8 protein-coding genes are annotated in these 13,317 nt (G+C 57.3%); 2 read left to right on the forward strand and 6 right to left on the reverse strand.

Features of this window, described 5'->3' with window-relative positions; genetic code table 11:
• Positions 1–2 precede the first annotated feature (2 nt).
• The 6 genes from ACIX8_RS04545 to ACIX8_RS04570 form a co-directional block, all read right to left on the reverse strand.
• Positions 3–755, reverse strand: a complete 753-nt coding sequence (locus ACIX8_RS04545) for a DUF899 domain-containing protein (RefSeq protein ID WP_014264146.1) — start codon at positions 753–755, stop codon at positions 3–5.
• A gap of 132 nt (positions 756–887) precedes the next feature.
• Positions 888–1,340 (reverse strand): SRPBCC family protein, encoded by a 453-nt coding sequence (locus ACIX8_RS04550; protein WP_014264147.1) that lies wholly within the window; start codon positions 1,338–1,340, stop codon positions 888–890.
• On the reverse strand, positions 1,340–1,717 hold the full coding sequence (locus tag ACIX8_RS04555) for an ArsR/SmtB family transcription factor (RefSeq protein ID WP_014264148.1): 378 nt from the start codon (positions 1,715–1,717) through the stop codon (positions 1,340–1,342). The genes ACIX8_RS04550 and ACIX8_RS04555 overlap by 1 nt, the downstream gene beginning before the upstream one ends.
• 54 nt (positions 1,718–1,771) lie before the next feature.
• Positions 1,772–2,506, reverse strand: coding sequence for a YqcI/YcgG family protein (locus ACIX8_RS04560; protein WP_014264149.1), 735 nt, complete (start codon positions 2,504–2,506; stop codon positions 1,772–1,774).
• Complete coding sequence (locus ACIX8_RS04565) at positions 2,503–3,477, reverse strand: sterol desaturase family protein (protein ID WP_014264150.1); 975 nt, start codon at positions 3,475–3,477, stop codon at positions 2,503–2,505. Before ACIX8_RS04565 ends, ACIX8_RS04560 begins: the two co-directional genes overlap by 4 nt.
• A gap of 154 nt (positions 3,478–3,631) precedes the next feature.
• On the reverse strand, positions 3,632–5,707 hold the full coding sequence (locus ACIX8_RS04570) for a winged helix-turn-helix domain-containing protein (RefSeq protein ID WP_014264151.1): 2,076 nt from the start codon (positions 5,705–5,707) through the stop codon (positions 3,632–3,634).
• Positions 5,708–5,956: 249 nt separating this feature from the next.
• On the opposite strand from ACIX8_RS04570, the gene ACIX8_RS04575 reads away from it, so the two are divergent.
• Both ACIX8_RS04575 and ACIX8_RS04580 read left to right on the forward strand, forming a co-directional pair.
• Positions 5,957–10,561, forward strand: a complete 4,605-nt coding sequence (locus ACIX8_RS04575; protein WP_014264152.1) for an Ig-like domain repeat protein — start codon at positions 5,957–5,959, stop codon at positions 10,559–10,561.
• A gap of 300 nt (positions 10,562–10,861) precedes the next feature.
• Positions 10,862–13,210 carry a Kelch repeat-containing protein gene (locus ACIX8_RS04580; protein WP_014264153.1) on the forward strand — a complete coding sequence of 783 codons (2,349 nt, stop codon included), beginning with the start codon at positions 10,862–10,864 and terminating at the stop codon, positions 13,208–13,210.
• Positions 13,211–13,317: the final 107 nt, after the last annotated feature.

Below are 13,317 nucleotides of genomic sequence, written 5' to 3' on the forward strand. Positions count from 1 at the left end.
CGTTACAGTTTCAGCGTCACCACCGCGTTATCGACCACGGTGTTCCACCTGGCATCCTCGTTGCCGTAGGCGTCGTGCCAGCGCCACCACTTGTAACGAGGCGTCTTCGGATAGCCCTCGGGAGAGTCCTCCCAATCCTCTTGCCGTCCTAATGGCGTGACGTCCAGGTAGTTCCACACACTGCCCATGGCTTCATCGCCGCGATTGTTGATGAAGTATGTGCGGAAGATCTTGTCGTTCTCGTCGCGGAAGAAGACGTTGTGCCCGTGCCACTGGTCGACGCCGAAGTCCTTATCGAAGTCGTCGGTGAGGGTGTACCAGGGGATTTTGTCCCAGCCCATGCGCTGTTTCAAGCGGGCAAGGTTTTCCTGCGATCCGCGCGAGGCGTAGGCCAGCGTGGTATCCCGCGCGTGCAGGTGCGAGAGGTGCGAGACCTGGTCTGCGCCGAGCGAGCAACCAACGCAGGCGTGGTCGGGCCAGCCATAGACATTGGAATCGTAGAAGGCGCGATAGAGTACGAGTTGCCGCCGGCCGTCGAAGAGATCGAGCAGCGAGACCTTTCCTTGCGGACCTTCGAAGACGTACTCTTTCTCGACCGCGAGCCACGGCATCCGCCGCCGCGCCGCCGCCAGCACATCGTGCAAGCGGGTGTGCTCCTTCTCTTTGACCAGCATCTCCTGCCACTCCTTCTGCCACTCCTCAGCCGACACGACCGGGGGCTTCTTCATCGCTGCGATCTGCTCATTGCTGTTCATGACTTCCTCCCTGTTCGCGCTTGCGCGCTTTCCTGTTCCAGAACTTCGTCACGGCGAGCGCGGAAACACTGCCTGTCGAGACAGCGCCCGCGGCAATCCATATCGCGATCCCTGCACAGAAGGGACACATGGCTACTTGCCTGCCCGCTCCGCGGCTGCTGTGCGGATACGTCCGATCAACTGGTTCCAGCCTCCGTCCACGCCGTGCTCCTGCTCGCCCACCCAGCCCATCGCGCGATGGACGAAGTGCATGCGCGTCACTCCGTCTTCTTCGGTCAGGCGATATTGAATGTTCGAGACAGCAGGGTTGGACATAAAGAGCGGCCCTGAAATTTCGAGCAGCGATGGAGTCTTGATGGCCTGTACCGTGCCCCAGAAGTGGCCGGTATTGTTGCCCAGGTCGCGATACCAGCGCCCGCCGGGCCAGGCCTCAAGCACCATTGGCATCGGCTTCTCTGGAGTGGAGTTCAACGGTCCCATCTGTTCGAGAATCGTCTCAAAGACGATCTCGATGGGGGCGGCGATCTCCTCTTCCTTGATGATCTCGAAGGCGTGCAATACGCCTTCCATTACGGTGGCTGCCATTATTCCTCCTCCTTTGGGTTTGAGCCCTCGTCCAGGCGAATCATTCGTTCCAGCGCCTTGCGCTCGGCGCGCTGCTTGATCTGGTCGACCTGATGCGTCCAATAGCGCTCGAAGACCTTCACCCAATCGTGCACCGGCTTCAGGCCCGCAGCGTTAAGGCGATACATGCGATGTTGCCCGCGCTTGACCACCGTCACCACGCCGGCCTTGCGCAAGGCACCCAGGTGCTTGGAAACAGCAGGCTGGGCAATCTTCATACGCAGGACGATCTCGTTGACGGCGTACTCATGGCCGTCAGACAGCACGGTGATGACCTCGCGCCGCCGTGGTTCGGCAATAGCGCTGAAGACATCCGTCGGGTAGGCCTTTCGCGTCATGGACTCAATATATTCCGATTTAGGAATATGTCAAGGAGCAAAAAAAGGATAATTTCAAGGCCTTCGAGTGTGAAAGGGACAGCTTCCAGTCTCGGGCGAATTGTCATCCGGAAGTGCGTATTGCTTCCACTCACGATTGGTGGGTTGACCATAAAAGCCTATGTCTGGATGGACAGACATTTCGTCATAGGACAGCATCCGCCTGTGTATCCTGTGGCGCACTTCGGCTGCAATGGGCTGGGAGGTAGCGGGATCGATAAAGAGCCTTCGGGGCTGAAAGATAAGCACGATACCGGGGCCGAGATTTCTGCTGCGGCGTTGGATATAGGTTGGTGATGACCCTACAACAAACATCTCGCATCCCTCAAAGGAGAACTCCCAGAGTGGATCATTCGGCGTTCTCTCAAGCGCGGGGTGACGGTCATGCTCATGAAGCATCTGCAACAGTTCCCAGAAGCGATCGACAAAAGCGATGTGCGTCGTAATCTTTGGATCTGGTTCGCAGAATGCGACCAGGCTGCAACGCTCATACTCCGCTGTGTTCAGCAGCGTGACGAATTCCTGCATGTCTCTTACAAACTGTTGCGGGAGGTGTTGTGAGATGAAGGTATAGATCATCTCGCCGCGAATCTCACCTGCCTGTCCAAAGAAGCATGGGAAGTTCGCTGCTTGCAGTTTCGTTCTGTAGGATTCATACGCTTGGAGCTTCCAACTCTCCTTCGGTGTGATGCCTAAGACACCATGATGAAGAGCTCGACTTATCCATGGCGATACTTCGGGATTGATCATGAGGTGACCTTTGCGGCGTCTGCTTTTCTGGCACGCCGAGCCAGCCGAACCATTCGGCGGAAGCCTGCAGCCTGCTGTTCTCCCCACGAGCCGGTAACCATCGCAGGCTCTGCCCCGGCGTCGCCGGTCTCGACGGTGCTGTCGTGGAATTTGGCTGTTCTAAACAAAATGTCCCACCAGGACAGAGCGGTACCAAAGTTACAGCTGCGCCGTCCTGCTGCCTTCAGTGCATGGTGCGTTCGGTGGAAACGAGGGGAGATAAAGATGTGGTCGCCCAGCCATCCATAGCTGATGCGTGTGTTGGAGTGCGCCATGCTCCCTACAAGTCGAAATCCAAGAATGACAAAGGGGAACTGAAAGGCCGGAACACCAATCAACAGGCCCACCACAATCAGCCATAGATAAGTGATCGTGTCTTCCAGTACATGCGATCGCTCATCCGACCAGAACGTCATCTGATCTTCGGCATGGTGCACGGAGTGGACACCGTACCACCAGCCATACCTGTGAGACAGGCGATGCCTCCAGTAATCGGAGAGGTCGAGGATGGCGAAGTATAAGAAGAAGACTAGGAGTGGCCACGAAGCCAATGCAGGCACGAGCACAGTCAGCGACGGTGGACTGATCGAATGTGCGAGGAAGAATCGATCAAGTTGCTGTTGCAGCCAACTGTATTCAAAGAAGGCGACAAGCGGAAAGAGTACCAGGCGGACGAAAAAGGCATACGCCACATCGGCTGCAATCGGATTCCGTGGGGACCAGCTCGTAAGCGGCCAGTATCGCTCGATGGGCGTACAGACCAAAAAGCTCAGGCAGAGTTGTAATACTCCACAACCCGCAAAGAAGAGCCAGAGGGCCACCGTATGACCGTGCTGGCTTACGCCGAGGCTACTGAGAAATGACTGAATTGAAGTCACGATCCAATCGATCGTGACTGTACCTGTCGGGGTTGCGTGGGCTATCCAGGACATCTGTCCCCTCCGCGTTCCATCACTCTCTTCTTAGAGAAGACGGATGAAACATTCGAGAGGTTTGCAGGGAATAGGGGTTTTCCTGCAGGAAAAGACGTTTATTCTGCCGTCAAAGAACTAGCTGCGAGGTTCAACAGGGGAGGTTAAGGCACCTCTAACGTGGACTCCGGTGCGAGTAATTGGGAAGGGTCAGCCCCACCTGGTGGACAAGTGATTGAAAGCGTGGATCGTCATGAAGATTGTCGAACATAGGATTTACAGCTAGCAGGATAGCCTCGCCATCGTGCTCTGTGACGACACGCTGGAGGGACGCGATCGCTTTGTCGCGTTGACCGGTAAAGGCATACCACTCGGCGGGTTCAAAATCGTTTCCGCGACGGGTCGTTTCGGGGGACCGCTGTTCTATGGCTGCAAGACGTACCAAAGCGTAGGCCACAATCCCTTCGTGATGGTAGGCTTCACGACCACGTTCCTCCAGGGCGATGCGAGCTGAATCTTTGTCCATCTCGGCCATTCGACCCCACTCGGCCAAGGCTTCGTCATAATGTTTGGCACAGAAATAAGCCCACCCAAGCTGGTTATGGCTTTCGGGAGAATCGGGAACCAGAGAGACATACTTCTGCGCGAAGGCGATCGCCTGGTTGTTATCGTGAGCCATGCCGGCAACATAGGTAGCCATACTGTAGACCAGAGGCCAGAGTGGATCATCTGCAACAGCGCGATCGATCTCCGATAGTGCTTCATCGAAACGGCCTTCATAGACCAGCAACGAGGCCAGCCACGCATGATAGGTCGACTTGTGGGGGTCGAGTTCGATGGCGCGGCGCAATTCACTTTCGCCAAGAGCGAAATCCCACGCTGAGCGCAGAGCAACGTCGCCAAGAGCCGCATGGGCCTCCGCCAGCTGCGGATCGAGTTGCAAAGCCTGCTGAGCCAATTGCTTGGCTGCATTCTGGTGTTCTGTGGCATTTGAGAAGTAGCGGAGCGCGAGATGGGTGGCAGCCATGCCGGCATAGGCCTGGGCAAATCTTGGATCGCGCAGAATAGCGGTCTGATAATGACCGAGAGCCTGATGCAGAGCTGTAGGATCACGGAGCCGCGTCAGTTCGCGGCCCTGCAAATACTCCCCATAAGCCTGGGAGTCATCCGTGCTGCCATGGATGGATTGCATGGACTTCCCCTTGCCCTGGAGATTCAGGAAGATATCGCGTTGCAGCTTATCGCGAATGCGGGCAAGTTCGTCTTTGCTGCCTTCATATTGAAACGATGCCAGATGGAGGGAATCGCGACCCCGAACAAGTTCGAACTGAACCGTGCAGCGGTTGCCCTGTACTCGTAGGGTACCGAGCAGAAGCATGTCGAGATGGAGTTTCTCGGAGATGCTGCGAATGCCGTTGTCGTCGCGGCTGATGTTGTTGAGCGAGTTCGTTGCACGGATTTGAACGATAGGAAGCTGCGAGAGAGCGTCGGCCAAATCGAGGCGAAAGCTCTCTCCCATCTCTTCCGCTCCTGGGCCTTCGGATTGGAAAGGGGCGATTCCGAGTGAGACGACATTCGTCTCCACGACCGTCGGTTGACGCCGATGTCGATAGAGTCCAGCGATGAGAGCCACGACGATCAGCAGGGCAACGCCACCACCAAAAAGCCAGCGATATCGTCGCAGGGGGCGCCTGGATGTTTGAAGAGGCGGCAGAATGGTGATGGTCTGCTGCTGGCTTTCCGCAACGGGGAGGGAAAGAAAGGAAGCTGGCTCGACGGACGGAATCTCCATCTCCGATGCGGCAACTGCAAGTTCTTCCGGCGGAGGCTCCGCCTCAGCACTGCGAGCAGGATTGAGCAGCGGCGTTGTCACTGGGACTACGACGATTTGGGGTAGAAACCGGTATCCACGTTTGTGAACGGTTTCGATGTACTTGGGATTCTTAGGATTGTCCCGAAACACGGCACGCAAATCCGTGATCACCCGGTTGATGGCGTGCTCATGGTCTAAAAACTCGCCTTCTGGCCAGAGTAGCTCCTGAAGTTCGGCGCGAGTGACCACCGCGCCCGGACGCTCCAGAAAAATTCCCAGAAGGCGTGAGGTCTGTTTCGGTATCCGGAGCCGCTTGTCTCCACGAAGAAGATCGCCGGAAGAAAGATCAAACTTGAAGTCCAAAAAGGACACCAACTCCAGCTTAGCCATAAGAAAAAACTTTACATGAATGGGATAGAAGATTTCCAAGAGTGCCATGTCACGGCCTGTATGAAGGCATGTAAATAGTTCATTACAGAAAAGTTACTTGCATATAAATTGCGAAGCTATTGATGACCTTCCAGGTATTGCATCCTCCTTTATCCACGGCTAAACTCCACGTGTTTCCACTGATATTTTTTCGACCAGAGTCAGGAGTCTTCTCTTTTTCTGACGGAGGTTGGCCCCGACAACGTTCGCCGAAGGACTTTGTCTTCACCCTGGCTCTCGATGCCTATAGGAATCCTCATGCTGCTTAAGAAGCTCCCCTTCCGGCCTTTTCCCCTTATGGTGACTGCCTTTGTCCTGGCAATTTCCTCGCTGGCCACGGCGCAAACTTCCTCTCTGTCTGCCGAAGCGAAACCGGTGGCAAATCGGCTTACGCAGCCTATTAACGAGACCAGCCTGGTGAGCCTGCGCGGAACTGTTCATCCGCTGGCCCGTACGGCCAACGATAGTGGCGCGGCGCCGGATGGCATGCGGCTCGATCGCATCCAGATCGTTCTGAAGCGCAGCGATGCCCAGGAGTCTGCTTTAAAGCAGTTGATTGGCGACCTTCATAAGCCGGGTACCGCCAGCTACCATCGGTGGCTTACTCCGGAGCAGTTCGGGCAGCAGTTTGGCCCCTCGGATTCCGACCTTGCCACGCTCGAGACGTGGTTGCAATCGCATGGATTCGGCGACATCAAGGTCAACCCCGGCCGCCAGACCCTGGAAGTTGCCGGTTCCGTCGCCCAGTTTCGCGAGGCCTTTCATGCGCAGATTCACAAGTACTCGGTAAAGGGCGAGACTCACTACGCAAACGCGACCGACCCGCAGATTCCGGCAGCGATCGCACCGGTCTTCGGTGGATTTGCCTCGCTGAACAACTTTCGCCTCACGAGCCACAGCAAGGTGATGGGCAAGGCTGCCTACGACGTTAAAAGCGGAAGCGCTAAACCCCAGTGGACCATGAGCGCCAGCTACGGAAATTCGTTCGTGGTCTCTCCCGGCGACTTCGCCGTGCAGTACGACCTGAACCCGCTATACAGCGCTGGAACGAACGGCACAGGGCAGACCATTGCCATTGTCAACGAGTCGAACATCGACCTCACCATTGCCAACAGCTTCCGTAGTCTCTTTGGTTTACCCGTCAACCCACCGCAAGTCATCATCGACGGCAACGATCCTGGAATCGATGGGATCAATAACCCCGATGGTCTTAATAATGCCTCCGGGGAAGCTTATCTCGACGTGGAGTGGGCCGGAGCCGTGGCACCGAACGCCACCATCGATCTAGTGATTGCAGCCGATACTACATTGAACTCTGGTCTTATTCTTGCGGCAGGCCATGCTGTATACGGCAATATCGCGCCCATCATCAGTCTCAGCTTCGGAGCTTGTGAAGCGGATCTCGGCACCGAAAATCAATATCTCAACTCCTTGTGGGAGCAGGCAGCGGCACAGGGGATCACTGTTGCGGTTTCGACCGGCGATAGCGGGTCGGCCAGTTGCGATAACCCTGATACTCAGGATTATGCAGTCAACGGTCAGGCTATAAGCGGATTTGCTTCCACGCCTTATAACGTCGCTGTTGGCGGCACAGACTTCTATTACAGCTCGTTTCAGCAAGGCGAGACAGCGATCAACGCCCAACTCGCCACGTATTGGGATACCAAGCCGACCAACAGATCCCCTGGCGTTTCCATCAAAGGCTTCATCCCCGAGCAGGCCTGGAATAACAGTCAGTACGGTTCGAATATTCTGGTCAGCGCCACTGCCGAAACGACCATTGCGGCAGGCAGCGGAGGAGCCAGCACTCTTGGACTCGTCACTGGTCCCTATCAAAAACCAGCTTGGCAGATAGGGAACGGCGTTCCCGCAGATGGCGTTCGCGATATTCCAGACGTTTCGCTCTTTGCAGCGTCGGGATTCAATGCCAGCTTCTACCCGGTTTGCGGCGCGGATGGCGATTGCCAGCCGGTTTCCAGCGGAAGCACTGTTCAAATCGAAGGTGTTGGTGGAACCTCTGCGTCCACGCCTGCTTTCGCTGCGATGATGGCTCTCGTCAATCAGAAGTATGGACGTCAGGGGCAGGCCGACTACATCCTGTACCCGATGGCGACACAATTTCCCGCCGTCTTCCATGATGTGGTGCAGGGAACGAACTCGGTGCCATGCGCAACAGGTTCGACAGGCTGTATCACGGTAGCAAGTCCCGTGATCGACATCGATGGTACGCGTGAGGGGCAAATTGGCACGGGCTCTGTATCTGAGTACAACGCCACAGCGGGTTACGATCTGGCCACCGGACTCGGCTCTCTCGACGCGAACGCGCTGCTCACCAACTGGCAAAATGTTAAGTTCGCCAGCTCCACTACGACCCTCACACCTTCTTCCACCAACATTACGCATGGCCAGACAATCACCTTTTCCGGAGCGGTGACAGCGAGCACGACGCCTACCGGTTCGGTGGCATTGATGTCCGACAGCACAGAGCCTCTGCAGGGCGGGCAAACGCTTTTCGAACTTAGCAATGGAACGTTTAGCGGTACGTACAACGCCTTGCCGGGCGGAACCTACAACATCTGGGGCCAATACAGCGGGGACGGAGTGAACGCCGCAAGCAAGTCGACGACGACTCAGATCACGGTCGTTCCTGAAGCCAGCCAGGTACAGTTCGGAATCTTCAACGTAATTGGCCAGAGCACAAATTCAGGTGCACAGGTTCCTTATGGAACACAACTCATCCTCACTGCTCAGCCATCGCCATCATCCGGTACCGTCACCTACGGTATCCCAACAGGAAGCGTTACGTTTGCCGATGGAGCGAGCAATCTCTCCACTGTGCAGGTCAACTCCAATGGCGAAGCTGCCTACAATGCTCCGCTCGGTATCGGCGCGCACTCTCTTGTGGCGAACTACTCCGGTGACGACAGCTACTCCAAGTCTTCTTCGCCGAAGATTGCTCTAACGGTTATAAAAGACACGCCTGAAATCGTGTTCTCCAGCACTGCGCAGACTGGACCCACCACCTTTCAGGGAGGTGGACCGATTGTCCTCACCCTCAAGGTCGAAAATGAAGCCAATAATCAGATCGAACAGGTCTATGGGGCTTATCTCTATACTCCTGCGGCTCCACCGACAGGCACTCTGACCATAAGCGGCCTTCCCGCCGGTGTACCCACCAATGCTCCTTTACAGTCGACGCTCGACCTTGGCACTGGCTTCCCCGAAGGTGTCGGCGCCATTACAGCGTCTCTCCCTGCTGGAAAGTACAACATCACGATCAGCTATCCGGGAGACGCCAACTACAACGCCATCAGCATCTCTGCCACTATCACTGTTGTGGGCAGCAATCTCCTGGCATCAACAACAACAGCGAGCTCTTCAGGTATTTCGACCTCACCTACCGCTGCAGTGAGCATCACTACGACAGTGACAGGTCAGACCGGCAAGAGCGCTCCAACGGGGACCGTGACCTTTGGCACCTCCGGTTATGAGATCGCGCAAGTCAGCCTGGCTGCAGCCGGTGGTGATGTGTCATCAGCAGTTGCCTCATTCAATAGCGCTATGCTCTTGCCTGGACAGAACCTGCTGACGGTGCAGTACTCCGGCGACTCGGTATATCAGGCCTCGTCCACCACAATCTCAATCACCAACGGCAGCGGTCCAGGAACACAGGGCTTCGCTTTGGCTGCTACGCCTGTCAACATCACAACGCCGGGCTCCAGTGCGGCCTCGACCGTTACCGTTGCTCCCAGCAATGGGTTCACTGGCAACGTAGTGCTCACCTGCACGGTCACTCCATCCTCCGGCGTAACGGACGTTCCCACCTGCTCGGCTGCCTCGGTCACAGTTACAGGAGATCTGTCGGTCAACGGCACGCTCACGATCAACACCGATGCGGCATTGCCACCCGGTACGTATACCCTCAACATTCTGGGTACTTCGGGAGCTCTGACCGCCAGCACAAGTATTCCGGTGATCCTGACTGTTCCAGCGGTTCCGGGTTTTGCATTGAGCAGCAGCCCCATCACGATTGCAACGGCTGGAATGACCGGCACGTCCACCATCACGGTTAAGCCGAGTAATACTTTCACGGGCACGGTGGCTCTTACCTGTTCCGTTGCGTCCAGCACCCTGAATGATCCGCCCACGTGCTCCGTTTCAACTCCCCCGGCCATCACGGGGACCACAGCCGTAACAGCGACACTCACCGTTGCAACCTCCTCGGATACGGCCGCAGGAACGTACACCGTCAATGTCAGTGGAACGTCAGGCATGCTCACGCAAGGTACGAGTGTCCCTGTGACAGTAACCGGCCCGGCCCCTGTCCCGAGCTTTGCACTCAGCGGTACTGCGATCACGAATGTCACGCCGGGAACGCCGGCGACATCGACGATCACTGTGACACCAAGCGGAGGTTTTACAGGCGCGGTTGCACTTGCCTGCTCAATTACAGCGAGCCCGACAGGCGCAACGGAGCCCCCGACCTGCTCCGTGACGACGCCGCCCGCGATCACGGGAACAGCGGCGGTAACGGCGACACTCACCGTAAACAGTACAGCCGCGACGACAGCAGCTTTGGAAGATCATCTTCCCCGGAGCTTTGCCATTGGAAGCGGCGTCACCATCGCGTCTCTCCTCTTCCTCTTTCTTCCGGGCCGTCGTAGACGCCTGAATCTGCTGTTGAGCCTGATGGTTCTTGCCGTGTCTGCCGGACTAGTGGTTGGCTGCGGCGGCGGATCGAAGGCGTCTTTATCAACCGGCCCCGGCAATGCCGGCACGACGACAGGGAGTTACGTCATCACCATTACTGCCACCAGCGGCACTGTTTCACAAACAACGATGGTCAACGTAAGCGTGAACTAGAGGTCGCTTCAATGCCGGTCGAGCCTTCAGAAAGGGGAGTGGACGTGCAGAGGACGCAAATGGCTTTCGGTATTCCGTCAAGCGTTCGTTGTCATCTGGCGATCCACGAACCCTTGCGCTAACGATCAACACTCCGTGCCTGGGAACGCAATGGCAACCGCGTGGGAGGTGCATCCCTCGCCCTTGCGGCGCTCCCGGCACTCTCACTCAGACTCAAACCCTCGCGGTCGCTGTCATTGCAGCGACTGCGCCGCAAGCAGAACTTTGTGCCATTTCACTGATTCAGGAGGCTGGAACAAGATGAGAATCTGCAATAGATTAGGTGTCTTTACGTTATTCGCCACGGCGTTGATCTCCGTTGTTGGTTGCGGAGGCAAAGGCGGAGGTGGCAATTCGACTACGACTCCACCCCCACCCGCTACCTACACGATCGGCGGTACGATCTCGGGGCTTACTGCAACAGGGTTGGTCTTGCAGGATAACGGCGGAGACAGCTTGACGGTGGGTGCAAACGCGAGCAGCTTTACCTTCGCTACTCCGATCACGAGCGGCGGCGCTTACAGTGCCACGGTGCTCACCCAGCCGGCAGGCTTGAACTGTACGGTGACCAGCGGCAGCGGTACGGCCAGTGCGAATGTCACCACTGTGAGTATTGTCTGCGTTCAGGCGTATACGATCGGCGGTTCGGTCTTTGGGCTCAGCGGCACGGGGTTGGTGTTGCAGGATAACGGTGGCAACAACCTGACGGTGGGCGCGAGTGCTAAGAGTTACGCCTTCGTCTTTCCCAATACGATTCCCAGCGCTGGTGTGCCCTACAGCGTCACGGTGCTCTCCGATCCCGCCGGTCAGTCTTGCACGGTCGCTGGCCCCATTGGAACAGCCAAAGCGAGTGTCACGAATGTCGATGTGTCCTGCACGGCAAACTCATCGGCCTCCTACATCATCAGCGGCACGGTGACAGGGCTTAAGGGGGCGGGGCTGATTCTGCAGGATCAAGCCGGTGTCAACGACAATGACCTCTTGCCGGTGGACGCAAACGGCAACTTCACCTTCGTTGATCCGATTCCCGCTGGCGGTACTTACAACGTAACGGTGCTAACCCCACCCCCAGGCCGGCACTGCGTGATCACCAATGGCACTGGCGCACCCATTGCCGATGTGTCGAACGTGAGTGTTGTCTGCCTCGGTGAGTGGACCTGGATAGGTGGCAACAACATCGTGGGAAGCAACGGCGAGCAACCCGGAGTGTACGGCACTTTGGGAACGCCGGATCCTGCGAACATTCCCGGAGGACGCCAGCAGGAGCTGACCTGGACCGATTCGACGGGTAAGTTCTGGCTCTTCGGTGGGTATGGCGAAGACTCGACCGGAGTCGGATTCGGCGGACAGCTCAACGACCTTTGGAGGTTCGATCCGGCACTGGGCACGGCAGGTGAGTGGACGTGGATGGGGGGCAGCAATGTGACGCCGCCCAGCACAAGCCTGGGTGCGGCCGGCGAACCCGGGTCCTACGGGACGCTCGGAGTCACCTCACCCCTGAACAATCCGGGAGGACGCGAGCAGGTCGCAAGCTGGCTCGATGCGTCGGGTAGTCTCTGGCTCTTCGGCGGGGAGGGTATTGACGAGACTGGCGGCACGGGACAGCTCAACGACCTCTGGAAGTTCGACCCGACCAAGGGGCCGACGGGGGAGTGGACGTGGCTGGGAGGAAATAGCCATGTCCCCTTCGTATTCGGAGGTCAAATCGGAGTCTATGGGGCGCCGGGAACGCCAGATCCCGCTAATATTCCTGGGGGACGATATGGCTCCATGACCTGGAAGGATGCGTCGGGTAACTTCTGGCTCTTTGGCGGACAGGGCACCGACGTGGCCGGAACGCAAGGATATCTCAACGATCTTTGGCAGTATGCTCCGAGCACGGGTGAGTGGACGTGGATGGGCGGGAGCAGCAGCATCGGGGATAGTCAGGGGCAGTCCGGAACCTACGGAACGCAGGGCACGCCAGACCCCACCAACATACCCGGCGGACGAGATGCCGGTGTTACCTGGACCGATGCGTCGGGTAACTTCTGGCTCTTTGGCGGACTTGGAATCGATGCGGCCGGGAACCTCGCCTACCTCAACGACCTTTGGAAGTACACTCCGAGCGCAATCGGGAATACGGGCCAGTGGACATGGATGGGCGGCGGCACCACAGCCCCCCAGGCCTACTCAGGCTTGTCCGGAGTCTACGGGGTGCAGGGCACGGCAGATCCCGCGAACATACCCGGCGGACGGTACAGCGCCATAAGCTGGACCGATGCGTCGGGTATGTTCTGGCTCTTCAGCGGAAGTGGCTACGACTCGATTGGATTGCAAGGATCTCTTAACGACCTGTGGAAGTACACTCCAAGCGTAACCGGGGATACGGGGCAGTGGACGTGGATGGGGGGTAGCACCATCGTTGGGCATGCCCAGGGTCAGGGGCAATCCGGAATCTACGGCATGTTGGGCATAGCCGGGAGTAACAACAATCCCGGAGGCCGATTCGGATCCGCAAGCTGGATCGATTCGACGGGCAATCTCTGGCTCTTCGGTGGGGATGGCTTCGACTCTACCTTAACCGGCATGCAAGGGAACCTCAACGACCTGTGGAAGTATCAGCCGTAGGGAAGAGCGCTTGGACGAAGCGAACGGTTTGCCGGTGCGCGGATACAACGCGCTGGCAAATCGTTCGCTTCGACTTTTGAAATTCTAAGCTCTGGGAAGTTGAACTT

The organism is Granulicella mallensis MP5ACTX8 (genome assembly GCF_000178955.2).
Lineage (GTDB): Bacteria > Acidobacteriota > Terriglobia > Terriglobales > Acidobacteriaceae > Granulicella > Granulicella mallensis.

Coding starts and splice junctions, on each gene's coding strand:
- ACIX8_RS04545 (WP_014264146.1), bottom strand. CDS start 755: ATGAACAGCAATGAGCAGATCGCAGCGATGAAGAAGCCCCCGGTCGTG.
- ACIX8_RS04550 (WP_014264147.1), bottom strand. CDS start 1,340: ATGGCAGCCACCGTAATGGAAGGCGTATTGCACGCCTTCGAGATCATC.
- ACIX8_RS04555 (WP_014264148.1), bottom strand. CDS start 1,717: ATGACGCGAAAGGCCTACCCGACGGATGTCTTCAGCGCTATTGCCGAA.
- ACIX8_RS04560 (WP_014264149.1), bottom strand. CDS start 2,506: ATGATCAATCCCGAAGTATCGCCATGGATAAGTCGAGCTCTTCATCAT.
- ACIX8_RS04565 (WP_014264150.1), bottom strand. CDS start 3,477: ATGTCCTGGATAGCCCACGCAACCCCGACAGGTACAGTCACGATCGAT.
- ACIX8_RS04570 (WP_014264151.1), bottom strand. CDS start 5,707: ATGGCACTCTTGGAAATCTTCTATCCCATTCATGTAAAGTTTTTTCTT.
- ACIX8_RS04575 (WP_014264152.1), top strand. CDS start 5,957: ATGCTGCTTAAGAAGCTCCCCTTCCGGCCTTTTCCCCTTATGGTGACT.
- ACIX8_RS04580 (WP_014264153.1), top strand. CDS start 10,862: ATGAGAATCTGCAATAGATTAGGTGTCTTTACGTTATTCGCCACGGCG.